Origin of the sequence: Amycolatopsis umgeniensis (assembly GCF_014205155.1) — a bacterium.
GTDB lineage: Bacteria > Actinomycetota > Actinomycetes > Mycobacteriales > Pseudonocardiaceae > Amycolatopsis > Amycolatopsis umgeniensis.
The window spans coordinates 4,087,416-4,111,564 of the sequence record NZ_JACHMX010000001.1; the positions used below are offsets into that span (position 1 = coordinate 4,087,416).

At 68.3% G+C, this 24,149-nt stretch carries 28 protein-coding genes; 7 read left to right on the forward strand and 21 right to left on the reverse strand.

Features of this window, described 5'->3' with window-relative positions:
• Window positions 1-59 precede the first annotated feature (59 nt).
• The gene (locus tag HDA45_RS18985) at window positions 60-1,004 is read left to right on the forward strand and encodes a DUF5937 family protein (protein ID WP_184897161.1); all 945 of its coding nucleotides are present in this window, start codon (window positions 60-62) and stop codon (window positions 1,002-1,004) included.
• 33 nt (window positions 1,005-1,037) lie between these two features.
• The gene (locus HDA45_RS18990; protein ID WP_184897163.1) at window positions 1,038-1,673 is read left to right on the forward strand and encodes an MBL fold metallo-hydrolase; all 636 of its coding nucleotides are present in this window, start codon (window positions 1,038-1,040) and stop codon (window positions 1,671-1,673) included.
• Window positions 1,674-1,807: 134 nt separating this feature from the next.
• Here the strand turns inward: HDA45_RS18990 and HDA45_RS18995 are convergent, their stop codons facing one another.
• Window positions 1,808-2,524, reverse strand: a complete 717-nt coding sequence (locus HDA45_RS18995) for a DUF2334 domain-containing protein (protein WP_184897165.1) — start codon at window positions 2,522-2,524, stop codon at window positions 1,808-1,810.
• A 63-nt stretch (window positions 2,525-2,587) separates the two neighbouring features.
• Window positions 2,588-3,469: a phosphoribosylaminoimidazolesuccinocarboxamide synthase gene (locus tag HDA45_RS19000; RefSeq protein WP_184897167.1), complete on the reverse strand. Its 882-nt coding sequence runs from the start codon at window positions 3,467-3,469 to the stop codon at window positions 2,588-2,590.
• Between the two features lie 35 nt (window positions 3,470-3,504).
• Here HDA45_RS19000 and HDA45_RS19005 point away from each other — a divergent pair, with 35 nt between their 5' ends.
• Window positions 3,505-4,311, forward strand: a complete 807-nt coding sequence (locus tag HDA45_RS19005) for an SAM hydrolase/SAM-dependent halogenase family protein (RefSeq protein ID WP_184897169.1) — start codon at window positions 3,505-3,507, stop codon at window positions 4,309-4,311.
• Here HDA45_RS19005 and HDA45_RS19010 read toward each other — a convergent pair.
• The 10 genes from HDA45_RS19010 to HDA45_RS19055 form a co-directional block, all read right to left on the reverse strand.
• The gene (locus HDA45_RS19010; protein ID WP_184897171.1) at window positions 4,194-5,081 is read right to left on the reverse strand and encodes an MOSC domain-containing protein; all 888 of its coding nucleotides are present in this window, start codon (window positions 5,079-5,081) and stop codon (window positions 4,194-4,196) included. The two genes, HDA45_RS19005 and HDA45_RS19010, sit on opposite strands and share 118 nt — an antisense overlap.
• Before the next feature lie 25 nt (window positions 5,082-5,106).
• A complete protein-coding gene (locus tag HDA45_RS19015) occupies window positions 5,107-5,847 on the reverse strand; it encodes an amino acid ABC transporter ATP-binding protein (RefSeq protein WP_184897173.1) in 741 nt (246 codons plus the stop codon).
• Window positions 5,844-6,602: an ABC transporter permease subunit gene (locus tag HDA45_RS19020; RefSeq protein ID WP_184897175.1), complete on the reverse strand. Its 759-nt coding sequence runs from the start codon at window positions 6,600-6,602 to the stop codon at window positions 5,844-5,846. The genes HDA45_RS19015 and HDA45_RS19020 overlap by 4 nt, the downstream gene beginning before the upstream one ends.
• Window positions 6,603-7,379 (reverse strand): ABC transporter substrate-binding protein, encoded by a 777-nt coding sequence (locus HDA45_RS19025; RefSeq protein WP_184897177.1) that lies wholly within the window; start codon window positions 7,377-7,379, stop codon window positions 6,603-6,605.
• A gap of 8 nt (window positions 7,380-7,387) precedes the next feature.
• The gene (locus HDA45_RS19030) at window positions 7,388-8,161 is read right to left on the reverse strand and encodes an ABC transporter substrate-binding protein (RefSeq protein WP_184897179.1); all 774 of its coding nucleotides are present in this window, start codon (window positions 8,159-8,161) and stop codon (window positions 7,388-7,390) included.
• Between the two features lie 5 nt (window positions 8,162-8,166).
• The gene (locus HDA45_RS19035) at window positions 8,167-8,994 is read right to left on the reverse strand and encodes a substrate-binding periplasmic protein (protein WP_184897181.1); all 828 of its coding nucleotides are present in this window, start codon (window positions 8,992-8,994) and stop codon (window positions 8,167-8,169) included.
• 249 nt (window positions 8,995-9,243) lie between these two features.
• Window positions 9,244-10,674, reverse strand: a complete 1,431-nt coding sequence (gene purB, locus HDA45_RS19040; protein WP_184897183.1) for an adenylosuccinate lyase — start codon at window positions 10,672-10,674, stop codon at window positions 9,244-9,246.
• A gap of 29 nt (window positions 10,675-10,703) precedes the next feature.
• On the reverse strand, window positions 10,704-11,297 hold the full coding sequence (locus HDA45_RS19045; protein ID WP_184897185.1) for a TetR/AcrR family transcriptional regulator: 594 nt from the start codon (window positions 11,295-11,297) through the stop codon (window positions 10,704-10,706).
• 24 nt (window positions 11,298-11,321) lie between these two features.
• Window positions 11,322-12,026 (reverse strand): hypothetical protein, encoded by a 705-nt coding sequence (locus HDA45_RS19050; protein ID WP_184897187.1) that lies wholly within the window; start codon window positions 12,024-12,026, stop codon window positions 11,322-11,324.
• Window positions 12,013-12,531, reverse strand: a complete 519-nt coding sequence (locus tag HDA45_RS19055) for a SigE family RNA polymerase sigma factor (RefSeq protein WP_184897189.1) — start codon at window positions 12,529-12,531, stop codon at window positions 12,013-12,015. Before HDA45_RS19055 ends, HDA45_RS19050 begins: the two co-directional genes overlap by 14 nt.
• 135 nt (window positions 12,532-12,666) lie before the next feature.
• Between HDA45_RS19055 and HDA45_RS19060 the strand changes: the two genes are divergently transcribed.
• The 3 genes from HDA45_RS19060 to HDA45_RS19070 all read left to right on the forward strand — a co-directional run bounded on the left by HDA45_RS19060 (window position 12,667) and on the right by HDA45_RS19070 (window position 15,185).
• A complete protein-coding gene (locus HDA45_RS19060; RefSeq protein WP_184897191.1) occupies window positions 12,667-13,683 on the forward strand; it encodes a GntG family PLP-dependent aldolase in 1,017 nt (338 codons plus the stop codon).
• Window positions 13,684-13,685: 2 nt separating this feature from the next.
• Window positions 13,686-14,276, forward strand: coding sequence for an HAD family hydrolase (locus HDA45_RS19065; RefSeq protein ID WP_184897193.1), 591 nt, complete (start codon window positions 13,686-13,688; stop codon window positions 14,274-14,276).
• Between the two features lie 87 nt (window positions 14,277-14,363).
• On the forward strand, window positions 14,364-15,185 hold the full coding sequence (locus HDA45_RS19070; protein ID WP_184897194.1) for an SAM-dependent methyltransferase: 822 nt from the start codon (window positions 14,364-14,366) through the stop codon (window positions 15,183-15,185).
• Here HDA45_RS19070 and HDA45_RS19075 read toward each other — a convergent pair.
• The 3 genes from HDA45_RS19075 to HDA45_RS19085 form a co-directional block, all read right to left on the reverse strand.
• Complete coding sequence (locus HDA45_RS19075) at window positions 15,182-15,367, reverse strand: hypothetical protein (protein WP_007032516.1); 186 nt, start codon at window positions 15,365-15,367, stop codon at window positions 15,182-15,184. The genes HDA45_RS19070 and HDA45_RS19075 overlap by 4 nt on opposite strands.
• An 85-nt stretch (window positions 15,368-15,452) precedes the next feature.
• Window positions 15,453-16,640, reverse strand: a complete 1,188-nt coding sequence (locus HDA45_RS19080) for a pyridoxal phosphate-dependent aminotransferase (RefSeq protein ID WP_184897196.1) — start codon at window positions 16,638-16,640, stop codon at window positions 15,453-15,455.
• Between the two features lie 9 nt (window positions 16,641-16,649).
• Window positions 16,650-17,552, reverse strand: coding sequence for a TetR/AcrR family transcriptional regulator C-terminal domain-containing protein (locus tag HDA45_RS19085; protein WP_184897198.1), 903 nt, complete (start codon window positions 17,550-17,552; stop codon window positions 16,650-16,652).
• A gap of 171 nt (window positions 17,553-17,723) precedes the next feature.
• On the opposite strand from HDA45_RS19085, the gene HDA45_RS19090 reads away from it, so the two are divergent.
• Complete coding sequence (locus tag HDA45_RS19090; RefSeq protein WP_184897200.1) at window positions 17,724-18,902, forward strand: FAD-dependent monooxygenase; 1,179 nt, start codon at window positions 17,724-17,726, stop codon at window positions 18,900-18,902.
• Window positions 18,903-19,026: 124 nt separating this feature from the next.
• Here HDA45_RS19090 and HDA45_RS19095 read toward each other — a convergent pair whose 3' ends face one another.
• The 6 genes from HDA45_RS19095 to HDA45_RS19120 form a co-directional block, all read right to left on the reverse strand.
• Window positions 19,027-20,145: a transglycosylase SLT domain-containing protein gene (locus tag HDA45_RS19095; protein WP_184897202.1), complete on the reverse strand. Its 1,119-nt coding sequence runs from the start codon at window positions 20,143-20,145 to the stop codon at window positions 19,027-19,029.
• Between the two features lie 44 nt (window positions 20,146-20,189).
• On the reverse strand, window positions 20,190-20,501 hold the full coding sequence (locus tag HDA45_RS19100; protein ID WP_026467133.1) for a hypothetical protein: 312 nt from the start codon (window positions 20,499-20,501) through the stop codon (window positions 20,190-20,192).
• Window positions 20,502-20,690: 189 nt separating this feature from the next.
• Complete coding sequence (locus HDA45_RS19105) at window positions 20,691-21,461, reverse strand: ESX secretion-associated protein EspG (protein ID WP_184897204.1); 771 nt, start codon at window positions 21,459-21,461, stop codon at window positions 20,691-20,693.
• 4 nt (window positions 21,462-21,465) lie between these two features.
• A complete protein-coding gene (locus tag HDA45_RS19110) occupies window positions 21,466-23,139 on the reverse strand; it encodes a hypothetical protein (RefSeq protein ID WP_184897206.1) in 1,674 nt (557 codons plus the stop codon).
• Between the two features lie 10 nt (window positions 23,140-23,149).
• Window positions 23,150-23,791, reverse strand: coding sequence for a DUF3558 domain-containing protein (locus HDA45_RS19115; protein ID WP_221471178.1), 642 nt, complete (start codon window positions 23,789-23,791; stop codon window positions 23,150-23,152).
• Complete coding sequence (locus HDA45_RS19120; protein ID WP_020632344.1) at window positions 23,742-24,128, reverse strand: type VII secretion target; 387 nt, start codon at window positions 24,126-24,128, stop codon at window positions 23,742-23,744. Before HDA45_RS19120 ends, HDA45_RS19115 begins: the two co-directional genes overlap by 50 nt.
• Window positions 24,129-24,149: the final 21 nt, after the last annotated feature.

A 24,149-nucleotide genomic window follows, 5' to 3' on the forward strand; every position in this document is an offset into this window, starting at 1 on the left:
CACGAACACTGCCGAGCCCACCCCTGGCGAAGACAGTGATTCGGGAATAGCCTAATCCGGTGATCGAGCTGGTCCTGACCGCCGAAAGCGCCAACCGCGTCCGCTTCGGCATCTCCCCGCTCGACGAGACCATGGGCGCGATGCAGACCCTGCTCGGACGTCGCGGGCATCCGAGCCATCTGCCGTGGCTGCGCGAGGCCGCGGCGAAGCTGCCCTTACTGCCTGTCGACGACTTCGCCAAGGTGATGAGCGCGCGGCATTACATCACCGACTTCCTCAGCCCGCCGCCGAGCGGGCCGGAGACCACCGCGTCCGCCCAGCTCGCCGAAATCCGGCGCACGCCACCGGAGCAGGTCGCCCGCGAACTGTCCAAAGTGGACGCGGACCTGAGCGGACTCCCCGAAGACCCGGCCGAGGCCAGGGATCTGCTGGCCGCCCAGATGGAGATCGCCTGGACCGAACTGGTCGAACCGCATTGGCCGCGGATGCGCCGCTTCCTCGTCGCCGACATCGAGGAACGCTCGCGACGGCTGGCCGCGGGCGGCATCGCGCTGGTGCTGGAGGACATCCACCCGCGCGTCCGGCTCGTCGACGACGTCCTGGTGATCGAGATGAAGGAACGCAGCCGCTTCCATCTCGACCGGCGCGGGCTGCTGCTGATCCCCGGCGTCTTCGCGTGGCCGTCGGTCGGGGTGATCACGATGGAGCCGTGGCAACCGTCGATGCTCTACCCGGCCCGCGGTGTCGCCGAACTCTGGTCGGACCCGGACAGCCCGTCCGGTGCGCTCGCCGGGGTGCTCGGGCGTACCAAAGCCGCGCTGCTCACGACGTTGAACGAACCCGCGAGCACCACCGAACTGGCACGAAGGCTGGACTTCTCCGCGCCGACGATCTCGCAGCATCTGACCGCGATGCGTGCCGCCGGCCTGCTCGACACGCGGCGACACGGTCGCGAGGTCCGCTATCTGCGCACCGAACTTGGCGACGCCCTCCTCCGGGCATAGGCTGGAAATGACCTACCGCGAAGGAGAACACTGATGCGGATTGTCCACTTTGGACACGCTTGCACGCTTCTGGAGACCGAGGGCGCGCGGATCCTGATCGACCCCGGCACCTTCTCGGCGGGTTTCGAGGGCGAACGTGAGCTGGACGCCATCCTGATCACCCACCAGCATTTCGACCACCTCGACGTCGAAAGGCTGCCCGCGCTACTGGAAGCGAACCCCGGCGCGCGGCTGATCGTCGACCCGGGTTCCGCCGAAGCCGTCCAGAAGCTCGGTGCCGAGTTCCAGATCGCGAATCCCGGTGACGCCTTCGGCATCGGCTCGAGCGGCATCAACGTCGTCGGCGGCGAGCACGCGGTGATCCACGAGGACATCCCGGCGATCCCGAACGTCGGCTACATCGTCGACCACGGCGCCTTCTATCACCCGGGCGACTCGTTCTTCGTTCCCGAGCAGAAGATCGACGTCCTCGGCCTGCCGACCGGTGCCCCGTGGCTCAAGGCGGGCGAAGCCGTCGACTACCTGCGTGCGGTCTCCCCGCGTCTCGCGGTGCCGATCCACGAAGCCGTCCTCGCGCGGCCGCAGATGCACTATGGACTGTTCGCCAACCTCGCGCCGGAAGGCACCGAGGTCAAGGTGCTCGACGTCGGGGAGCCGGTCAAGCTCTAGCAGCTGGTCCAGGTGGTCGTGAGTGGTAAGGCGTCGAAGTCGACAATGAAGGAATTGGGACGTTCAGTGTCCCAAATCCTTCACCGTCGTGGGGCATGCTGGTCACGCCAGCCCGAGCTCCGCGAGCTCGTCGGTCATCCCGACAATTTAACCCGCGTTCGCGAAAGTGAGCCGTAGGTGGTCCCGAAGGCGCGGTTCTCCACCGAGACGTCGACAGCGTCGAGGAACGCCTGCCGCAGCCCCGGCCTGGCGAGATCCGCGGCGTCGATGCCGAGCCGCACGAGACCGCCTCGCCGGGCGGCCCGCGCGGCGGCCAGCACCAGCGCGAAGCACCGGACGGTCTCCGTCCGGTGCGACGGTCCGCCGAACTCCTGCACCCTGGCGCGCTGGACCTGGCCGGATACCAGGTCCTGTACCGAGACCAGATCCGCGCACAGGGTGAATCCGTGCTCGCGCAGGGCCTGCACGGTGCCCTCCGACGCGATCCAGCGCGGCGGCGCGAATCCGTCGACGGTCATGCCGTTGGTGTCGAGCGCCGCCTTGGCCGCGATCAGCCGCAGCCGCGCCTCGTGCGCGGGAAGTGCCGCGAACTCGGCGCGTTTGCCCAGGTAGACAGCGCGGTGGTGAGGGGTGATCTGGTGGTCATAGCCGTGAAGGAGGACAGAGTCGCCGCGAGCGCGGCGCGTCCGTACCCACTCGGTCACCGGGCCCTCGCCGGTCCGAGCGGCGTAGAGCACGGACAACGGGACCTTGCGCCTGTCGAGCTCGGCCGCGAGGTCGGCACAGCGGTGCAACGTCCGGGTGGTCACGCCGGACAGGGAAACCAGCAAACGTGCGTCCACGGTGCCCATTGGGCCAGACCGGTCTTGCGCCGGACTGACGGCGGAGTAAACGCCGCAGGTCAGCCGGGCGAATCAGGTGGGCCAGTCGTCGAGCGAACAGCCGGTGATGCGTTCGTACGCTTCGATGTACCTCGCCCGGGTGGCGGCGACGATCTCGTCGGGCAGCGGTGGCGGCTCCGGTCTGTGCAGCCGGTGCCAGCCGGACGCGGGCCCGGTCAGCCAGTCGCGCAGCGGCTGCTTGTCGAACGACGGCTGCGGGCTGCCCGGCACGCATCCCGCCAGCGGCCAGTAGCGCGAGGAATCCGGGGTCAGGACCTCGTCGGCCAGCACGAGGTTCCCGGCGGGGTCGATGCCGAATTCGAGCTTCGTGTCCGCGAGCAGGATGCCGCGTTCGGCGGCGAACTCCGCGCCGCGGCGATACACCGCGAGGGTCGCCTCGCGGACTTCCTCGGCCCTTTCGCGGCCGAGTTGCCCGACGACGTCGGAGAAGGCGATGTTCTCGTCGTGCGAGCCGTGATCGGCTTTGGTCGCGGGGGTGAAGATGGGTTCGGGGAGCCGGGAGGATTCGGTCAGACCGGGCGGGAGTTCGACGCCGCAAACCGTGCCGCGCGCGCGATAATCGGCGAGGCCGGTGCCGGTGAGATAACCGCGGGCGACGGCTTCGAGCGGCAGCATCGCCAGCCGCCGCACCAGCAGCGCCCGGCCGCGGACCTCGGCGGGGATGCGTTCGTCGTCGTAGGAGACCAGATGGTTGGGGAGGACATCGGAGAGCTGGGAGAACCAGAACACGCTCATCGCGGTGAGCACCCGCCCCTTGTCGGGGATGGGGGTGGTGAAGATGACGTCGTAGGCGGAGATCCGGTCCGAAGTGACGAGCAACAGATGCTCGTCATCGACGGCGTAGAGCTCACGGACCTTGCCGGCGGCGATCTTCGGGTATTCGAGCGTCGTCACGGCTGCACCCTAGCGATCAAGGATGATGGCTGATCATGCCGATCCACTGCGTTTCGTTGACGACCGACTACGGGCTGAGCGACGGTTTCGTGGCCGCGTGCCACGGGGTGATCGCGCGGATCGCACCCGCCGTCCGGCTGATCGACGTGACCCATGAGGTGCCTCCGCAGCAGGTCAGGACCGGGGCCGAAGTGCTCGCGCAGACCGCGCCGTTCCTGCCGGAGGCGGTGCACCTCGCCGTCGTCGACCCCGGAGTCGGCACCGCGCGGCGCGGTGTCGTGGTGGTCGCGGAGCGCGGAATCCTCGTCGGCCCGGACAACGGACTTCTGCTCCCGGCGGCGGATGCACTCGGCGGAGTGAAAGCCGCCTACGAATTGACGGCTCCGGAATACCGTCTTCCGGTGCTGTCGTCGACGTTCCACGGTCGCGACGTCTTCGCCCCCGCGGCGGCGCATCTCGCGCTCGGCGTCGCGCCCGCCGGTTTCGGACCGAGCGTCGAAAACCTCGTGCGCCTGCCGGACCCGTTCGTCGCGGTGTTCCCCGGCAAGCTGGTGGCCGAGGTGCTCACGGTCGACCACTTCGGCAACGTCCAGCTGGCCGCGAGCCCCGACGACCTCGCGCTGTCCGGGCTGTCCGGCACGGTCTCGGTCAGCAGCGAACACGTACTGGTGAAGGCACTGGTCGGCGACACCTTCGGCACGGTGCCGCCGGGCTGGAACGTGCTCTACACCGATTCCGCGGGACGGCTCGCGGTCGCCGTGAGCGGCGGTTCCGCCGCCGCCGTGCTCCGGCTCGGGCCCGCCCAAGAGTGCACGATCACCTCGTCGCCGACGGCCAGCTGACCAGGACCGGTCACCGCCATCTTGATCCCGAACGAGACGCCGCCCTCGGGTTCGCGCCGGTAGTCGGCGAGGGAACGGATCGGCTCCGGCCCGGCCTTCTTGCCGGTCTCCTGATCGACCATCGGCACGGTGCAGCGGATGCAGACCTTGGCGTAACCCAGCTCGAGACCGCCCACGGTGATCGAGCGGACTTCGTCCTCTCGATGCGGCTCCGGCCAGCCCGCCACGACGATGTTGGGCCGGAAACGGTCCATCGGTACGGCCTCGGCGCCCCGGGACGCGATCCGCTCGTTCAGACCGTCCAAAGAGGACTCCGACGTCAGCAGGATCGCGTGCGCGTCGGCGAAGGCGGCGGTGCCCGAGATCTCGCCGTTGGTGACGCGCTCGTGCTCCGGCGCGAGCCCGACGAACACCGACGGCAGGCCCAGGACGTCGGAGAACCACTCGGCGGCCTCGTCACCCTGGTGGACGCCCTTGCCTTGCCAGGTGAACGTCGCCGCGGGATGCCGCGGCCCGTCCTGAACCACCTCGACCAGCAGGTCTTCGACGCCGGGAGCGGCCAACCGCAGGCGGGCGCCGTCGTCGAGCACCTCGGCGCGGATCGAAGCCATCACCGGATGCTTCCGCTGGCTGCGGAACTCGCCCTCCGGGGACACGACCATCCAGGCACGATCGAACCTGAGGCCCGCCGGGGTGACGTCGGCCGTTTCGACCGACGTCCCCGCGCAGCCCTTGACCGGGTAATAGACCAGTTTCGCCACTCTCGCCATGACCGCAGATTAGCGAATCGCCGCGTCAGAGCACCTGCGACAGGAAGCGCTGCAACCGCTCGCTCTGCGGAGCGTCGAAGATCGCCTCCGGAGCGTCATGTTCGACGATCTTCCCGTCGTCCATGAACGCGACCTCGTCGGCGACGCCGCGTGCGAAACCCATCTCATGGGTGACCACGAGCAGCGTCAGCCCGCGCTCCGCGAGGCCGGCCATCAGGTTGAGGACCCCCTTGACCAGCTCCGGGTCGAGGGCGCTGGTGGCCTCGTCGAACAGCATGACCTCGGGTTCCATCGCGAGCGCCCGCGCGATCGCGACCCGCTGCTGCTGCCCGCCCGAAAGCGCGCTCGGCCGGTACGGCGCCTTGTCGGCGAGGCCGACCTCGGCGAGGCGGGCGTGCGCGATCTCGGCCGCCTCCTCCTTGCCGAGCTTCCGCACGCTGCGCAGTGGCAGGGTGATGTTGTCCAGCACGCTGCGGTGCCCGAACAGGTTGAAGTGCTGGAACACCATCCCGACCCGCTGGCGCAGCGCGTCCGGGTCGGCCGAGATGACGCTCTCGCCGCCGAGCAGCAGGTCGCCCGAGTCGGGCTCCTGCAGGCGGTTCACGCAGCGCAGCAGGGTCGACTTGCCGGAGCCGGACGGCCCGATGATGCAGGTCGTGCGCCCCTTCTCGACCTTGAGGTCGACGCCCTTGAGCACTTCGAGGGTGCCGAAGGAGACATGGATGTCGCGGAGTTCGACACTGGAAGAACGGACGGCGGCGGTCATGACATCGGCACCTTTCCGGCGTTCAGGAGTTCCGTTTCGGGGCCTTCGTCGTCAGCGCGGACCTTCTTGCCGGTGCGCAGCTTCTTGTCGATGTAGTTGACCAGATGCGTCAGCGGCACGGTGATCACCAGGTAGACGGCACCGGCCGCGACCAGCGGCGACAGGTTCCCGGTGTTGGCCGCGAGGTCCTGCCCGATGCGGAACAGGTCGCGCTGTTCGGCGAGGAAGCCGAGGAAGTACACCAGGCTGGAGTCCTTGACCAGCGCGATGAACTGGTTCACCAGCGCGGGCAGCACGCGCCGCACCCCCTGCGGGATGACGACGAGCGCCATCGCCTTGGTGTAGCTCATGCCCAGCGCGCGGCTGGCCTCCATCTGTCCTTTTTCGACACTCTGGATACCGGCGCGGAAGATCTCGCCGATGTACGCGGCGGCGATCAGGCTCAGCGCCAGGATGCCCAGCGGATAAGGATTCCGCGACAGCGACGGGATGAGGATCCCGCCGCCCTGCCCGATCACCAGGATGGTCAGGATGGCGGGCAGGCCGCGGAAGATGTCGGTGTACACCCTGGCGGGCCAGCGCAGCCACGCCTTGCCGGACAGGCCCATCGTGGCCAGCAGCATGCCGAGCACGGTGCCGATCAGCGCCGAGAACGCCGACAGGATCAGCGTGTTCAGCAGGCCCGTCCCGAGGAGGTCCGGGAAGACCTCCCAGATGTACTCCCACTTCAGGAACGTGTTGAAGAAGTCGTTCACTTACTGCTTCCTGGCCTTGAATTCCACGGGCACCGGCGCGTTCGGCTCGAAGCGCTGGTGCACCCTTTCCCAGGTCCCGTCGGCGATGACCGCCTTGAGCCCGGCGTTGATCTTGCCGGCCAGCTCGGCGTTGCCCTTCTTGACCGCGAAACCGTGCGGGATGGTCGTGGTGATCGCCTTGACCACCTTGAGTTTCGCGTCCGGGTTCTTCGCCGCGTAGTCCTCGGCGGTCGCCTGGTCGAAGATCGCGCCGTCGATCGCGCCGGTCTTGAGCGCGGCGAGCGTGGCGGCGTCCTGCGGGAACCGCACGGCCTGCGCGGCAGGCGCGTTGGCCGCCAGCCAGCTGTCCGACACCGTGCCCTGCACGACACCGATCCGCTTGCCCGCCAACGAGTTCTCGTCGGTGATGCCGGTGCCCTCACGGGCCTCGATACCGAGCGACTGGTAGTTGTACGGCAAGGAGAAGTCGACGGTCTTGCGGCGCTCGTCGGTCTGCGAGATCGCGGAGCTGCCGATGTCGAACCTGCCGGTGGCGACCTGGCTCAGCAGCGTCGCGAACTCGGTGGAGACGAACTCGAGTTTCAGGTTCTGGTTCGCGGCGATGGCCTTCAGCAACTCGTTGTCGAAGCCGGTGAACACGCCGTTTTCCTGATAGGCGTTGGGTTTCGAGTCGCTGAGAGTGCCGACGCGCAGAGTGCCCGCGCTCTCACCGCCGCCGCACGCCGCCAGAACCGCCAAGAGAGCGGCACTGACAGCGGCGGCGAGTGACTTCTTCATCGTGATCCTCACGCCTTGAACTGGTCCGGGACCGGCGCCGTCGGCAGGAACTTGTCGTGCAGCTTGACCCAGGTACCGTCGGCGATGACCTGCTTCAGGCCATCGTTGATCTTCGTCTGGAGTTCGGTGTTGCCCTTCTTGACCGCGAAGCCGTGGGGCACATCGGTGGTGAAGGACTTGACGACCTTGAGCTTCGTGTCGGTGCTCTCCTTGACGTTCGTCTCGGCGATCGCCTGGTCGAGGATGTAGGCGTCGACGGCGCCGCTCTTGAGCGCGGCCAGCGCCGGGGCGTACCCGGGGAAGCGCACGGCCTGCGCGTCCGGCACGGTCGAGGTGAGCCACTTGTCGCCGACGGTCGCCTGGATGACCGCGACCCGCTTGCCCGACAGGGCCTTCTCTTCGGTGATCGGCGAGCCGTCCTTGGTCTGGATGCTCATCACTTCGAAGTTGTACGGGCTGGAGAAGTCGACGTTCTTCTTGCGCTCCTCGGTCTGCGCGATGGCCGAGCTGCCGATGTCGAACTGGTTGCTCGAGACCTGGCCGAGCAGCGACGAGAAGTCCGTCGAAACGAACTCCAGCTTCAGGTTCTGCTTGGTGGCGATGGCCTTGAGCAGCTCGTTGTCGAAGCCGGTGAAGTTGCCGTTCTCGACGTAGATGTTCGGCGGGGCGTCGCTCAGGGTGCCGACGCGCAGGGTCTTCTCGGTGGCGGATTCGCCGCCACCGCAAGCGGCGAGTACGGCGACGAGACCGGCGGCGAGCGTCGCGATCAGAGTTTTCTTCATGACGGTCAGACCCCCGGGTTCTGGACGGGCAGGCCGGGGCCGCCCTGCTCGAGTTCCTTCGGCAGCGGCTCGGTCTTGAAGAACTGAGCGTGCAGGCGGGCGACGGTGCCGTCCGCCACGGCCTTCGCGAGGCCGTCGTTGAGCTTCTTCAGCAGGTCCTTGTTGTCCTTGCGGACGGCGAACGCGGACGGCGTGTCCTTGGTCTCGACGGTGTAGCCGAACTCCAGCGGCACGGCCGGGTTCTGGTCGATGTACTTCTGCCCGATGTCCTTCGGCACGACCCAGCCGTCGAGGCTGCCCGCCTTCAGCTGCGCGAAACCGGCGTTGTAGTCGGGGAACCGGACGACGTTGGCGCCGGGGACCTTGCCGCTCGCGAAATCGTCCTGCACCGACGCCTGCACGACGCCGAGCCGCTTGCCGGTGAAGGCGCCGACGTCCTTGAGGTTCGCGTCCTTCTTGGTGAGGATCGTGGTGAACCCGGTGCTGTAGCCGTTGCTGAACGCGACGGTCTTCTTGCGGGCCTCGGTGGTGGAGATCGTGGAGCTGCCGATGTCGAACTTGTTGGTGGCGACGGCGGCCAGCAGACCGGCGAACTCGGTGCCGACGAACTCGACCTCGAAGCCCTCACGCTTCGCGATGTCGCGGAGCAGTTCGTTGTCGTAGCCGGTGAAGTTGCCGTTCTCCAGGTAGATGGACGGCGGCGCGTCGGTCAGGGTGCCGACCCGCAGCTTCTGACCGCTCGCGGCGGTGTCGCCGGAGCCGCAGGCGGCCAGGGCGAGGGTGGCCGCACCAGCCGTGACGACGGCGACGATTTTCGACAGCGTGGATCTCATCGCTTCTTCCGTGGGTTTCGGCGCCAAGGCGCGATACAAGCACGCCAGGCCGCCTCATGGGCGGCCTGGCGCTCCGGGTTCAGCGATCGAGATTAGGCATTTCGCCCGATCGAGTAATCCCATCCCACTCTGTGAACGCTCCGTGGTGGGACTGCTCACAACGTGGCTGACGGGGCCTTTGCCCTCGTCTCACGCGGCGAAGGAAGCTTTCCTCACATCGCATGCGGGGAAAGCGTCCTTCAGCCGCAGCTAGAGAATCGGTGCCGGAGAGTAACCGGCGGCCTCCGGGAAACGCTCCAGGATCGCCTCGACGCGTGACGCGATCGCCGCCACCTGACGCGGCGCGACACCGGTGAACGAGATCCGGTCGGCGAGGAGTTTGTCCAGCTCACCGCGGTCGAGCGGGATGCGTTCGTCGGCGGCGAGGCGGTCGAGGAGGTCGTTGTCCGCCAGCCCCTGCTCCCGCATCGCGAGCGCGACGCCGACGGCGTTCTCCTTGATCGCCTCGTGCGCGGTCTCACGCCCGACACCCGCGCGGATCGACGCTATGAGCACCTTGGTGGTCGCGAGGAACGGCAGATAGCGATCGAGCTCACGTCCGATGACCGCCGGGAAGGCGCCGAACTCGGCGAGCACCGTGAGGAAGGTCTCCAGCAGGCCGTCGAGCGCGAAGAACGCGTCGGGCAGCGCGACACGGCGGACGACGGAGTCGGAGACGTCGCCTTCGTTCCACTGGTCGCCGGAGAGCTCGCCGATCATCGACAGGTAGCCGCGCAGCACCACGGCGAGCCCGTTGACCCGCTCGCACGAACGCGTGTTCATCTTGTGCGGCATGGCCGACGAGCCGACCTGTCCCGGCTTGAAGCCTTCGGTGACGAGTTCGTGGCCCGCCATCAGGCGGATCGTCTTCGCCAGGCTCGACGGGGCGGCCGCGAGCTGGACCACGGTGGACAGCACGTCGAAGTCGAGCGAGCGCGGGTACACCTGGCCGACGCTGGTGAACACCCGCTCGAAGCCGAGATGGGCCGCGACCCGCGACTCCAGCTGGTCCAAAGTGGACTCGTCGCCGAGCAGATCGAGCATGTCCTGCGCGGTGCCGACCGGTCCCTTGATACCGCGCAGCGGATAGCGGCCGATCAGCTCGTCGAGCCGCTCGAAAGCGACGAGCAGCTCGTCGGCGGCGGTCGCGAACCGCTTGCCCAGCGTCGTCGCCTGCGCGGCGACGTTGTGCGAACGACCGGCCATCACCGTGTCGGAGTGTTCGATCGCGATCGAGGCGAGCCGGGCGAGCACCGCGCCGACGCGGCTTCGAACCAGCTCCAGCGAGCGCCGCACCTGCAGCTGCTCGACGTTCTCGGTGAGGTCTCGTGACGTCATGCCCTTGTGGACGTGCTCATGCCCGGCGAGCGCGTTGAACTCTTCGATCCGGGCCTTCACGTCGTGCCGGGTGACCCGCTCGCGCGCGGCGATCGAGTCGAGGTCGACCTGCTTCAGCACGCGCTCGTAGTCGGCCACGACACCGTCCGGCACCTCGACGCCGAGGTCGGCCTGCGCCCGGAGCACGGCGAGCCAGAGCTCGCGCTCCAGCACGACCTTGTGTTCCGGGGACCACAGTTCGACCAGCTCAGGCGAGGCGTAGCGGCCGGCGAGCACGTTGGGGATGAGGGGCTTGTCCGTCACGCGGCCAGACTAACCGGCCGCCATCCGGTCTAGGCCAGGGCGGCTTGCAGCATGCGCGCGGCGGCGGCCCTCGGTTCCGGGTCGACCTCGATCAGCGCGTTGACCACGGCGCCGTCCACCAGGGCGACCAGGCGCTCCAGTTCGACGGCGTCCACCGGCGTGCCGGAGCGCGCGAAGATCTCGTGGAGCAGCTCGTACAGCTGCGCGGACAGCGTGCGCATCAGGGGCCGGAGGTACGGCCGGCGGCCTGTCCCGACGAGGCGTTCGTAGCGCAGGAGGACCGCTTCGGCGTCGGCCTCGCGATCCGGGCGGAGTGGGCCGAGGAGCATGTCCAGCACCAGGTCGACGGTGGCCTCGACGCCGCGGTTGCGGGTCGCCAGCTCGTCGAGCTTCCGCCGTCCGGTCTCGAGTTCCTGGTTCGCGTGATGCTCGACCGCCGCGGTGACGAGCTCTTCGAGTGAGTCGAAGTAGTACGTCGTCGAAGCGAGCGGCAGACCCGCGCGTTCGGCGACCGCACGGTGCCGCACCGCGTCGAAACCGCCTTCGGCGAGCAGTGCCGCGGCGGACTCGATGAGCTCGGCGCGCCTTCGCTCACCCTTCGGCGTTGTCGCTGCGGCAGTCATGACGGGCCATTTTGCCAGGCGCGCTCAGTAGCGGGCGGCGAGCACGGCGACGAACCTGTCGACGTCGGACTCGGGGAAGGCGGGCCTGCCGGAGCCGTCACCGAGGCTCACCACGACCACCAGCGATCCCTTGGCCGTCGTCCGCTGCGCGCTGGACGCCCCGGTGGGCGTCGGCGGCACGGACGCGCCCGCCGGGAAGACCGCGGCGGCCACCGAGCCACCCGGCACCTGGAACCCCGCGGACCTGGCTCCCGTCGTACAGATGTCGCCGGGCGTCGACTTGGCGACATCCACGGGGACCGGGAGCTCGCCAGCGAGGGCGGTGGCGAGCTCCCGATCCACCTGGTCGCACCCGAAGGTGCCTTCGGCCGTCATCTGGCCGGTCTTCTCTGGCCCGCCGCCCCCCTGCTGAGGCGGCGGATTCGAGAAGTTCGAGGGGTCCCCGCTGTCAAGAGGACGTACGGACGCCGCACCAGGTTGCCCCACGGAGGCGGCTTCGCTGTCGGATTTGGCCGCGGTCCCCATCTGGAACCCGGTTCCGCCGAGCACGCCGAACATGCCCACTCCGGCCAAGACCAAAACCACCGCACTACAGGCCACCGCGATACCGTTTCGGCGTCGAGCGGTGGCGCGTTTGGAGGCGCGGACCACGTCCGCGGTGCCGAAGGACGGCGACGGCGCGTCACCGGGGGCGTCACGGAACAACGCCTTCAAGTCATTCTCGTCCATCCCGTGCCACCTCCTCCTTCTCCATGACCTGCCTGAGGTTCGCCAGTCCGCGCGCGGTCTGGCTCTTCACGTTCCCTTCGCTGCAGCCGAGCGCTTTCGCCGCGGCGGCGACGTCGAGCCCCTCGAAGAACCGGAGCACCAGCACGGCCCGCTGTTTCGGGGGCACTTCGCGCAGCGCGGCCAGCAGGTCTTCCCTGGTGACGACCTGTTCGCCGAGGTCGAAGCCGTCTTGCGGCGGTTCGGGCAGCTCTTCGGTCTGCCACTCCCGTCGCCACGGCCGCCTCGACTCGTCGATGGCCGCCCTGACCAGCGTCTTCCGCACGTACGCGTCGGTCGCCGCCCGTTCCCTGATCTTCTTCCACCTCCGGTGCAGCGCGACGAACGCCGTCTGCGCGAGGTCGTCCGCGCGATGCCAGTCACCGCAAAGCATGTACGCGGTCCTGCGCACGGAGTCCCGCTTCGCGGCGAAGTACTCCGCGAACTCTTGTTCGTCGCGCTGGTTCACGCGGTTGTTGTCTCCGCTCTTGCCTCGTCGGTGGGTAGGACGGAACCGGGGGCGTCCACGGTTGCATGAGCGGGCGCGACGGACCAGCCGGGGAGGAGATTCATGGCGGGCCCGTCGATGTGATGTGATCGTACCGTGACCTCGACGATCGATTTCCGCTCCGACACCGTGACCCGACCGGACGACGTCATGCGCCAGGCCATGGCGAAAGCAGAGGTCGGTGACAACGTCCTCGACGGCGATCCCACCATCGGCGCGCTGGAACAGCGAGCCGCGAAGGTACTCGGGATGCCCGCCGCGCTCTGGACGCCGACCGGGACCATGGCGAACCTGATCGCGCTGAGCCTCCATCTCCAGCGCGGCGACCGGTTCCTCGCGCCACGCGGCTCGCACGTGATCACCGACGAGCTCGGTTCCGCCGCCTGGCTCGCGGGCGGCATGCCGGAACCGCTGGAGCACGACGCCGGGCCCGGACGGCCGACACCGGACACGCTTTCGGCCGCGATCGGCATCCCGCGCGGGCCGTACTACGCGCTGCGCACCCCGCTGCTGTGCCTGGAGAACACGCACAACTCGGCGGGCGGCGCGATCACCCCGCCCGAAGAGCACGCCCAGCTGGTCGCGGTGGCGAAGGAAGCCGGGCTCACCGTGCACCTCGACGGTGCCCGCATCTGGCACGCGGCGGTCGCGCTGGGGATCCCGCCCGCGGCCCTCACCGTCGGCGTCGACACCGTTTCCGCCTGCTTCTCCAAGGGGCTCGGCGCGCCTGTCGGTTCGGTGGTCGCGGGCAGTCGCGAGTTCATCGAGCGGGCCCGGCGGATGCGTCAGATGCTCGGCGGCGGCGTCCGGCAGGGCGGCGTGCTGGCCGCGGCCGGTCTGGTCGCGCTGGACCGCATCGGCGACCTGGCCGAGGCGCACGAGAACGCGACCCGGCTCGCGGCCGGATTCGCCGAGCACGGCTGGGAGGTCAACACTCCCGAGACCAACATCGTGCAGGTCACCGCACCCGACCTCGTCGGCCGCTTGGCGTGGCTGGCCGAGCTGGGGATCCAGGTGCTGCCTTCGGCGGGCCGGATCCGCTTCGTGCTGCACCGGGACCTTTCGGCGGCCGACGTCGAAGAAACCCTTCTTCGCATCAAGACCGGGGGCTGAACATGAACTGGATCGTCTTCGACTACGGCGACGTCATCTGTGAGCACACCGACGCGCTGCCCACCCTGGCCAAGGCCTTCGGCCTCGAGCTCACCGAGTTCGAGCCGCATTACTGGGCCGAGCGGGACCGGTACGACTCCGGCGGCTCGGACCTCGAGTACTGGCAGAGCATCGGCCGCGCGCTGGACGTGCCTGTCGACAAGGCCTTCGCCGACGAACTGACCGGCATCGACGTCGCCGGGTGGACGCACGTCGAACCGGACGTGCTCGAACTGCTCCAGGGCCTGCACGAGGCGGGCGCCGCGCTCGCGCTGCTCTCCAACGCGTCGTCGACCTTCGGGCGCTGGGTGCGCGAGCAGGAATGGGCGAGTCTCTTCCGCGTGACGCTCTTCTCCGGCGACGTCGGCTGCATGAAACCCGACGCGAAGATCTACCGGCTCCTGCTCGCCGAACTCGGCGCCGAACCGGCCGACTGTCTCTTCTTCGACGACCGGCAGTCCAATGTAGACGGTGCGCGGGCGGTCGGGATGAAGGCGGAACGCTGGGTCGGCGTGACATCAGCGCAATCTGCCTTCGGCTCTTCGGAGGAATAACTCACCCTCGTCGTTCATCCGCTTACGCGTAGTGAATCGGATGACCTACGCTGAGCGTGTCCAAACCGATTCACCCGGTAGGTGCCCATGTCAGCGGACCGACGCCCGTTCGTACCGGTCGATTTCGACCGGCCGAGCATCGCGCGGGTCTTCGACGCCCTCATGGGCGGCCAGGACAACTACGAGGCCGACAGGGTGGTGCTGCGCCAGATCCTGGAACTGGCGCCGGAATCGCAGGTCATGGCCAAGGAGGTCCGGCACTGGCTGGTCCGGACCGTGCGCTACCTGACCGACCGGGAAGGCATCGACCAGTTCCTCGACCTCGGTTCCGGCTTCCCGACCGTGGACAACACGCATCAGGTCGCGCAGCGGTACAACCCCGAGGCGCGGGTCGTCTACGTCGACCATGATCCGGTGGTCCAGGCGCACGGCCGCGCGCTGCTCGCGGCGAACGACTTCGCGCATATGGCGGGCGCGGACCTGACCGAACCCGCCGAGGTGGTCGACGAGCTCGCCCGCACCCACCGGCTGGACTTCGACCGGCCGATCGGGCTGATCCTGTGCGCGATCATCCACCACATCCAGGACCTCGACGCGGCGCGGAAGATCGTCCGCGCCTATGTCGACGCGCTGGCCCCGGGCTCATTCGTCGCGCTACTGCACCAGCACAACCCCGCCGACGGCTCCGAAGCGGCCGATGTCGCGACGTCGCTCGAGAAGCGCTTCAACGGCACTGGGCTCGACACGCTGTACCGCTCGCGCGAGGAGATCGAGTCGTTCTTCGAGGGACTCGACCTCCTCGAACCCGGGCTGACGTACCCGCATCTGTGGTGGCCGGACGGCCCGCGCTTCACCCCGCTCTCGACCGTGAACTTCACGTCGCTCGGCGGGGTGGGGCGCAAACCTTAACGACGGAGCTGCTTCGGGGTGCCCTTGCCCTTGATGGCGCCATAGGCGGCCGTGCCGAGGAAGACCGCGCCGCCGATGACGGCGATCCAAAAGACGGCCTTCACGAGGAAACCGAGCACGGACCCGAGCACCATGAAGGCCACCCAAGCCAGAATCAGCCCGCCGACGATCTTCCAGAACATGGCATCCTCCGATTGCCTCACCGTGCCCGAGCGGGCCCGGTGAGTCCAGGTTGTCAGGCAAAGCCCGCGAGCGCCTTCGTTCCGCCTAACGTTCAGGGTGAATTCCGGGTTCCCCCTGAGCCGTGAGCCAGTCGCCGAGCCTGCGGATCCCCTCGTCGATGTCCTCGCGCGAGCCCGCGAAGGAGAACCGCACGAACTTGCCGCCGTCGACCGGGTCGAAGTCGATACCGGGGGCGATCGCGACGCCGGTTTCGGCGAGGATGCGCTGGCACCAGCTGAGGCTGTCGTTCGTGTACGCGGAGACGTCGGCGTAGGCGTAGAAGGCGCCTTCGGCCGGCGCGAGCTTGTCGATGCCGATGCCCTTGAGACCGGCGAAGAGCGCGTCGCGGTTCTCGCGGTAGCGCTCGACGTGGCCGTCGGCCTCCGCGTACGACTCCTCGGTGAACGCGGCGATCGCGGCGTGCTGGGAGACCGCGGGCGGGCAGATGGTGAAGTTGCCGGTCAGGACGTCGATCGCGCGGTGCAGCCGCTGGGGCGCGAGCATCCAGCCGAGCCGCCAGCCTGTCATCGCGAAGTACTTGGAGAACGAACCGAGGACGAGCGCCTCGCTCCCGTACTGCCAGGCGCAGTCGAGTCCGGCGCCGTAGGAGATCCCGTGGTAGATCTCGTCGCTGATCAGCTGCACCCCGTGTGACGCGCACCAGCCACTGATCGCGGCGAGTTCACCCGGCGGCAGGACGGTACCCGTCGGGTTGCTGGGGCTGGCCACGATGAGTCCCTTGATCGGGCCCAGTTCGTCGAGCAGGGCCGTCGTCGGCTGGAAGTTCGTCCCGGCCCCGGTGGCGAACTCGACGACCTCGCAACCGAGCACCTTCAGCAGATTGCGGTAGGCCGGGTAGCCGGGGCGCGCCATCGCGACACGGTCACCCGCCTCGAAGGCGCTGAGGAACGAGAGCAGGAAGCCGCCGGAGGAACCGGTCGTCATGATGACGTCCTGCGGGCTCACGTCGACCGAGTACGTGCGGCTGTAGTGCGCCGCGACGGCCTCGCGCAGTTCCGGGATGCCGAGCTGCTCGGTGTAGCCGAGGGTCTGGTCCTTCAACGCCCGCTGGGCGGCTTCGAGCACCGGACGCGGCGCCGGCGCGGACGGCTGCCCCGCGACCAGCGGGACCAGATCGCCGTGACTGCGCTGCCGTGCCTGCGCGGCCGAAAGGACATCCATGACGTGGAACGGGGGGACGTCGGACCGAGCGGCGGGACCGGGGAAGGACATGGGGTGAGGCTAACTCGCCTTCGCCAGGAGAACCGAGAAACCGTCGAGGAGTCGCTGAAGCCCGAACTCGAAGAGCGTGTCGAGGTCGTAGTCGAACGGGGCGCGCAAGGCGACACCGGCGAAGTTCGGGAAACGGCCACCCGCGACCAGATCCCGGAGGATCGGCTCGTGGACGGCGAGCCAGGCGTCGGCCGAGACCGCCGTCCCTGATTCGCTCTCGGCCTCGGACTCGAAACTGAGGGCGATGCCGCGCACGTGGTTGAAGATCGTGATGTGCGCGTACATGACCGTCGACGCCGGGAGGCCGTGACCGTCGAGTGCGCGGGTGGCCCAGTCCGCGTGGCGGAGCAGGTTCGGCAGCGGCTGCGGGCGGGTGATCGAGAGCGCCTGCGCGAGCCACGGGTGCCGCCGGAACAAGGCCCACTGGGCCCTGGCCATCAGCTCCAGCTGAGGCCGCCAGCCGGGCGGCGGTTCGGCCGGGAAGCGGATTTCGCCGAGCGCCATGTCGGCCATCTCGAGGATCAGCTCGTCCTTCGCGGTGACATGGCGATAAAGCGCCATCGTCGCGACGCCGAGACCGGACGCGACGCGGCGCATGGAGAGCGCGCGGATGCCCTCGGCGTCCGCGATCCGGATCGCGGCCTTCACCACCCGCTCGCGGGAAAGCTCCGCTTCGGTTCTCGGCGCGGCCTTCCGGACGCGGCTCGCGACGACCGTCCCGGCGCCCGGTTTGGCGATGACCAGACCGTCCCGTTTGAGCGTGGCGAGCACCTTCGTCGCGGTCGCCATCGCGACACCCCACTCCGCGGTGATCCGGCGCGTCGACGGGACCTTGTCCCCCTCGCGCAGCTCGCCGGTGACGATGCGGCGACGGATCTCGGCGGCGATCCGCAGGTAGGGCGGCTCGGTCATGGTCGACTCCTTGCCATAGTGCACTCCGTTCGCCCCGAGCCCCGATCTGGCCACCGTACTAGCTCAACCGTACTAGTGCGGTCGACGTTTTTCGGTCGTTTTCCTGGGCCGTGGGCAGGTCTTTCTTACGTTGTACGCAGCGCTTCAAAACAACGTACACAGGGAGTTCACATGCGGAAGGTCCTGATTTCGGGCGCGGGAATCGCCGGTACGGCGCTGGCGTACTGGCTGCGGCGGCACGGCTTCGCGCCGACGGTCGTCGAGCGGGCGCCCGCGCCCCGGGTCGGCGGGCACGCGGTCGACATCCGCGGCACGGCGCTCGGCGTCGTCGACCGGATGGGGGTGCTCGGGCGTCTCCGCGAACTGAGGACGGACATGCGCGGGATGTCGTTCGTGAACGGGGCCGGGAAGACACTGGTCGAGGTCACCGACCACACGCTGACCGGCGGGCTCACCGACAGCGAAGACGTCGAGATCCTACGAGACGACCTCACGGACACGCTGGCCTCGGTCGCTCAAGAAGGCGTCGAGTACGTGTACGGCGACTGGGTCACCGGGATCGCGCAGCGAACCGACAGTGTGCGGGTCACCTTCGCCCACGGCGAGGCACAGGACTTCGACCTCGTCGTCGGCGCGGACGGACAGCACTCGGCCGTGCGATCGCTGGTTTTCGGGGCCGAGAAACAGTTCTCACACCATATGGACACCTATCTCGCGGTGTTCACCGTGCCGAACTTCCTCGATCTGGACCGCTGGCAGACCTTCCACATGACCCCCGGGAAACTGGCCGGCCTGTACAGCGCGCGAAAGAACACGGAGGCGCGGGCGATGCTCGGTTTCCAGTCCCCGGAGCTCGAATTCGACCGGCATGACCAAGAGCAGCAACGAAAACTGATCGCCGACCGGTTCCTCGGCCAGGGCTGGGAAGTGCCGCGGCTGCTCCGGGAAATGGAGTCGAGCGAGCTGTACTTCGATTCGATGACCCAGATCCGGATGGACCGGTTCAGCGAGGGACGGGTCACGCTGGTCGGCGACGCGGGTTATGGCCCTTCGCCACTTTCGGGACAGGGCACCAGTTTGGCGCTCGTCGGGGCTTACGTGCTGGCCGGTGCACTTGCTTCTTCGCCGGACCATCGGGCCGCTTTCGCTTCGTACGAAAAGGAAATGCGGCCGTTCGTGCTCAAGAACCAGGCGCTGGCGGCGAGGAACCAGAAGAAGCAGACCCGGTTCCGGCAGTGGAAGCAGATCCAGTCGATGCGTGCGCTGCCCTATCTGCCGTTCCGGGATCGGATCATGAAGGCGGCCATGCGGCCGCTGACCGAAGCGTCGAACGCCATCGTGCTCTCGTGAATGGCAAGGACGGTTCTGCGCGAGTGTGGAGGACGAGGGTAGTGAAGGCCTCCTTCACTACCCTCAGAGTAGGCAAGGGGCCCTTCACGGACCGCACCCACGAACAACCGCAGCCACGAGGTCTTTAGTAGCCCTGGTATCCGCCGCCACCGGCCATCGACTTCAGACCCGGGTGCCCCTCGAAACCGCCGTACCGCGAGAACGTGTACCGCACGCCCGCGATGATGTTGTCGATCGGGTTGTAGATGTCGTCGTGCCCGGGAAGCTTGTGCGCGTTGAAGGTCGGGTCGATGCACTGCATCAGTCCCTTGGACGGAGTCCCCTTCGCCGCGTTGGAGTCCCAGTTGTTGATTGCGTTGGGGTTACCGCCGGACTCCTTCTCGATGATCGTCCAGATCTTCTGGATATCCGCCTCGGTCACCGGGATCCCGTTGGCCTGCAGGATCTTGATGGCTTCCTGGATCCATTGCTGGACGTTGCCGGGCGGCGTCGTCGACGGCGGACCGCCGCTCGACCCGAGGCCGCCGCCCCCACCGCCACCGCCGCCTCCGCCACCACCGCCGCCTCCGGCGTGGAGGCCGCCGGTGCGCTTGGGGACGGTGCCGTCCTTGCCGGGCATCGGGACCTTGGAGTAGCCGTCCTGGATGTCCTTCTTCATCAGGGCTTGGGACTTCTGGATCATCTGGTTGGCCTGGTCGAGCAGGCCCTTGACCCGGGTGTCGGCATCACTGGCGATCTTGTTGATGTCGGTCTTGGCCTTCTGGATGATCTCGGCGGCCGAGGGGCTCGGTGCCGGCTTGTGATCCTTCTCGGCCTGCGCGGCGGCCTGAGTCGCCGCGTTCTTGTCCGTCTCAGCCTGGGTGTTTCGCTTGTTGACCGCTTCTTCGGCGCCCTTGTAGGCGTCCGCGACCTGGGTCTTGATGTTGCCGAGATCGGTGTGGACGCGATCGAGGTCGTCCACGACCTTGCCCAACTGGTCTTCGACGTTCTTCCCGGCCTTCGTGATCGACTTGACGTAAGCGAAGAATTCGTCCGCGGCGGGGCCGACCCAGACGCCGCCGTTCAACGCTTCGGTCGAACTCGACAACGCAGCGCTGTGGTCACCCGCGTTGTCCGCGGCGGCCTTGAACTGCTTCGAGGCATTCTCGATGGCGGAGAGGTTCACCTTGTCGATCTGATCGGCCTTCTTGACCAGTTCGCCCCAGCCCTCCGGCGTACCGGCACCGACACCGTTCAAACCCACTGCTCAAGCCCCCTTGCTCTCCGGCCCCCAGGCCAGCCGAATCGTCACAGGTCTCCGTGCACCTTCAGGTTGTCCACGTGGACCGCTTCGGTCTCCTTGATCAGCCCGGCCGCCTTTCGCAGCACGAAGGCCGTGGCCTCCATCAGCTGACCGGCCGAATCGAATTCGTTGTGGACACCCTGCTTGAACTTGCCGACGGCACCGTGTGCGTCGCCGTGCTCGTCCACTCCGCCGAAGGGGCTTTCCTTCTCGTCATCCATACCGGTGACGCCTTTTTTGGTCTTCTCGAACTCGTCCTTGAGCTTCTCCACCTGACCGGCGGCGATCCCCATGGAATCCGGGTCGTACACAGGCACGGTTCGTCATCCCCTTCACGGAAAACTCGTATCCGCCCGATCAGACGCGCGGCCGATCAGGACGGTTCCCGCGCATACTTTAAGACCTCGGCAGCGGGTCGTGTGCGCATCCACGCCAACTTCCACCCCGCCGATATCGACTTCCCGAAACGGCCGAATCGGGGTGAACCTCATCAAGTCGGGCGTAACTCAGAAATCGGCGACTTCCCGGATCCGCGTCGCCAGCAGCTGGTTGTCCGCCGGGGTGATGGTCGCCCAATCCCGTCCGTCCCGGTTCCGCGCGACCTGGAACAGATAGCGTCCCGCGTCCGTGTCGTAGAAGGCGACCACGCTGTCCGCGCGGCGAGGACGGCCGTCCCGTCCGGCGCGTTCGATGCCGAACTGGCCGCGTGCCTCCTGGCCGAGCAGCATGCCCGCCACTTCCTGGGCCTGCCACAGCGGCACGTTCAGGTCCTCCAGAGCGGTGACCAGTGCCTTCGCGTCGCCGCGGGAGGCGGCGTCGGCGTCGCGGAGGACGTCGTGCGGGATGCTGATCGACTGGCCGACGCCGGGGCCGAGGTCACCCGCGACCGAAACGGCGGCCTCGGCGAGGGAGCTTTCGCGGGCGGGGATCAGCCACACCTGGCCGGAGTCGATCACGCCGAGCAAGGCCTGGTTGCCGACGCTGACCGCCTGACCCTTGATCTCGCGATCGGTCCACACCCAGACGTCGATCGCGATCCGGGGATGCGCGAACAGGTTCAGCATGTCGACCAGCTCACCCGACGCCTGGTGCCCCCGCGCGAGGCCTCGCGCGCGCAGGGATTCCCAGGCCTCTTCGATCAGTGCCGCCCGCTCCGTATGGGTCGTTCCGGGGCTCGGCACGTCGAGTGCGACATGGCGGCGGGGCAGCCTTTCGGCTTCCCAGAGCATTTCGAACTCGAGTGCGGACAGCACCAGGCTGCCGTTGTCGTTCGGCACAGGTTCAGCGCGCTTCCCGGTTGCCGTGGTCACCGATGACGTCGGGCGACACCATGCGCTCGTCGGTGAACAGGTCCTTGTCGTCGACGCCGTAACGCCTGATGTGCTCCGCGTCCTCTTCGACGTCCTGGGTGGCCGCGCGCTCCATGAACTTCGACTCGGTCTTCGGCTGCTTCGCGCCGATCTTCTCCGAGCGCCGCATGGCCTCCTCTTCGGGGAGCTCGCCGATCGGCAGCTGACGGGTCGGCTTCACGCCGCCGCCTTCCTGCCGGGGGCGGCGGTCGCGTTCCTTGTCACCGCTCAGCGCGCCACCCGCGACACCGGCGCCGAGCGCGGCCGCACCGGCGCCCAGATCGCCCGCGGCCGGGCCGGTGATCTTCGGGACGGCGGGGAAACCGCGGCCGGACTCGTTGCCGGCGGCCAGTGGCGCCTGCGGTCCGGCGCCCACCGAGCGGCCCTTGCCGAGACCCTGGTCTCCACCGCCCTGGCCGCCTGCGACATTGCCGAAGACGCCGGGACCCGAGCTGGAGCCAGGGCCCTTGCCGAGAGCGCCGTCGATACCGGGGCCGGTGCCGAACGACTTGCCCGCCGGCTGGGCGGACGTCGTGCTGTTGCCCGGCGGCAGGCTTCCGGTGGTCTGGCCCGGCGGGACGTTGGTGGAGCCGGGAGGCAGGTTCGGCGCACCCGGCGGGACGAACGTCGAGGAGCCGGGCGGGCCGGTGACCGGGTACGACGGCCTGCCCTGTTCGGGCTGCGGGGCGGGCCGGTTCGGTGTCACCCAGCCGCTGCCCGGCGCAGGCGCCGGACGTGAGGTGCCCGAGGGCGTGGTCGGAGCGGCCGCCGCGGGTGCCGTCGCACCGCCATGAGGTGCCGACGAGCTGGTCTTTCGGGCCGGAGCGCCGCCGACGGCGACACCGTAGGCCGGGGTCGGCGCGTCGAAGGACGGCGACTTGTTGCTGACGGGCTGCACCACCGGCGGCACGTACTTCGACTCGACGGCGGCCGACGCGGGCCGCACGCTGCCGTCCGGCGTCAGCTCCGTGGCCGTACCCGCGAGATTGAGCGGGCCGGGACCGCCACCCGCTCCGGCGGCGGTGGTGTTCTGCGTCAGGTTCATCGCCTGCGGATCGGCCAGCGTGTCCGTCGTCAGCAGGTTCTCGCCGCTGGTCTTGGCGTACTCGTTCAACGCCTCCTGCGCCTGCGCCCGCGCGTTGTTCGCGGCGCCGACACTCTTGGCGTGGTCGGTCTCGAACCCGATGAGACTCAGCACGACGTCGCCGAGGGTCAAGCCGCCGGCACCCTTCCGCACCACTTCCGGATCCGGGAGCTTGTGCAGCGTGCGGTTGAAGGCCTCACCCTGGGCGAAGATCATCTCCGCGGAATGCGAGACCTTCGAGTTCGCGTCCTGGGAGAAACCGGCCTGCTCGGTGAACACCTGGCCGGCCGCGCCACCCGCCTCGCTCTGCCATTCCACGCCGAGCTTGCCCAGCTCGTCGCGCAGCGTCTTGTCGGTGTCGGCGAGCGCCGTCGCGACGGACTTCAGCGCGTCGACGGCGATGCCGATGCTGCCGGTGCCGTCGCCACTGCGAAAGCGCTCGATCTCGGTCGCGATCCCGGTGTCGGTGTAGCCGTCGAACCGAAGATCGCGGAGCTTGCCCGCGAGGTCGGAAACGTTCACGGCGCCCTCCCTAGTTGCGTGCTTTCAAGGTCTGCAAAGCCAGATCGGCCGCCTGCGCGGACATTTCGCACAGCTGCGGCATGGTGAACGCGCCGGCGGTGACGGTGACGGCCCGCACCGCCAGCGTCTGTCCTCGAGCGACACCGACGAGTGTTTCGCAATCGCTCGGTTTCCCGGCGTCGCGGTAGCTCGTGACGGCGGGAAATCCGCCGACCGCCTTCGGTTCCGTCGTCATGCTGTTCTTGCGGCGTTCGCCCGTGAACCACTCTTCGACGTCCGCGGCGACCGTGCGGACGTAGTAGGTGTGGAAGGGCTCCGCGGCGTCCGCGTCGAAGACACAGGTCGGGCCGTCGATCGGTTCGGCCGCCGTACGCGGTTTGCTGTTGATCTTGAGCTGGTCGAGCTGCGGCGAGGCGAGCAAGGCGCAGGGATCGGCCCCTTGCAAGCTCAGCTCGGAAGGCCTGGCCGGCAGCGCGGACGCTTTGGCGCCCTGCGTGGCCGAAGCCAGCGCCGGCTCGTTGGGGAAAGCCTGCCCACCCGTGTCCGTGGCGCATCCGGCCAGCACGAGGGTGAGCACACCGCCGGAGACCAGCACGCGAGGCCTACGCCCGGTGTACACCACGGTCCCCGAACGCGGCGGCCTTGTCCGCATCACTGGTCTTGTACTCCTTGGCCGCCGTGCGGAGCTGGTTGACCAGCCCCCGCAGACCGGCCACGTAGGCCTTGACCTGCGCGGCGTACGACTGGTCGCCGTCGGCAACGAGCTCGTTCCAGACACTGGTCGAGTGCACGCTCACCGTGTCGTTGGCCGGAGTGTCGATGCGCAGCTGGTCGAGCCGCGTCAAAAGCTTGTCCTGCAACGCGTCGACCTGCTCTTCGACGATCTTCGCCACTTCGAGCAGCTTCGACGGATCTACTCTGATGTCGGCCACCGACGGCGGCGTCGGGACCGCCGACGTGAGGTCCTGGATCTTGCCCGATGCTGCCATTCCCCACCCCTTTGATACGCA

Excerpts from the sequence above, each read along its gene's own strand:
- HDA45_RS18990 (WP_184897163.1), top strand. The coding sequence starts at position 1,038 with ATGCGGATTGTCCACTTTGGACACGCTTGCACGCTTCTGGAGACCGAG.
- HDA45_RS18995 (WP_184897165.1), bottom strand. The coding sequence starts at position 2,524 with ATGGGCACCGTGGACGCACGTTTGCTGGTTTCCCTGTCCGGCGTGACC.
- HDA45_RS19005 (WP_184897169.1), top strand. The coding sequence starts at position 3,505 with ATGCCGATCCACTGCGTTTCGTTGACGACCGACTACGGGCTGAGCGAC.
- HDA45_RS19010 (WP_184897171.1), bottom strand. The coding sequence starts at position 5,081 with ATGGCGAGAGTGGCGAAACTGGTCTATTACCCGGTCAAGGGCTGCGCG.
- HDA45_RS19015 (WP_184897173.1), bottom strand. The coding sequence starts at position 5,847 with ATGACCGCCGCCGTCCGTTCTTCCAGTGTCGAACTCCGCGACATCCAT.
- HDA45_RS19025 (WP_184897177.1), bottom strand. The coding sequence starts at position 7,379 with ATGAAGAAGTCACTCGCCGCCGCTGTCAGTGCCGCTCTCTTGGCGGTT.
- HDA45_RS19030 (WP_184897179.1), bottom strand. The coding sequence starts at position 8,161 with ATGAAGAAAACTCTGATCGCGACGCTCGCCGCCGGTCTCGTCGCCGTA.
- HDA45_RS19035 (WP_184897181.1), bottom strand. The coding sequence starts at position 8,994 with ATGAGATCCACGCTGTCGAAAATCGTCGCCGTCGTCACGGCTGGTGCG.
- HDA45_RS19045 (WP_184897185.1), bottom strand. The coding sequence starts at position 11,297 with ATGACTGCCGCAGCGACAACGCCGAAGGGTGAGCGAAGGCGCGCCGAG.
- HDA45_RS19050 (WP_184897187.1), bottom strand. The coding sequence starts at position 12,026 with ATGGACGAGAATGACTTGAAGGCGTTGTTCCGTGACGCCCCCGGTGAC.
- HDA45_RS19065 (WP_184897193.1), top strand. The coding sequence starts at position 13,686 with ATGAACTGGATCGTCTTCGACTACGGCGACGTCATCTGTGAGCACACC.
- HDA45_RS19070 (WP_184897194.1), top strand. The coding sequence starts at position 14,364 with ATGTCAGCGGACCGACGCCCGTTCGTACCGGTCGATTTCGACCGGCCG.
- HDA45_RS19075 (WP_007032516.1), bottom strand. The coding sequence starts at position 15,367 with ATGTTCTGGAAGATCGTCGGCGGGCTGATTCTGGCTTGGGTGGCCTTC.
- HDA45_RS19080 (WP_184897196.1), bottom strand. The coding sequence starts at position 16,640 with ATGTCCTTCCCCGGTCCCGCCGCTCGGTCCGACGTCCCCCCGTTCCAC.
- HDA45_RS19085 (WP_184897198.1), bottom strand. The coding sequence starts at position 17,552 with ATGACCGAGCCGCCCTACCTGCGGATCGCCGCCGAGATCCGTCGCCGC.
- HDA45_RS19090 (WP_184897200.1), top strand. The coding sequence starts at position 17,724 with ATGCGGAAGGTCCTGATTTCGGGCGCGGGAATCGCCGGTACGGCGCTG.
- HDA45_RS19115 (WP_221471178.1), bottom strand. The coding sequence starts at position 23,791 with ATGCGGACAAGGCCGCCGCGTTCGGGGACCGTGGTGTACACCGGGCGT.
- HDA45_RS19120 (WP_020632344.1), bottom strand. The coding sequence starts at position 24,128 with ATGGCAGCATCGGGCAAGATCCAGGACCTCACGTCGGCGGTCCCGACG.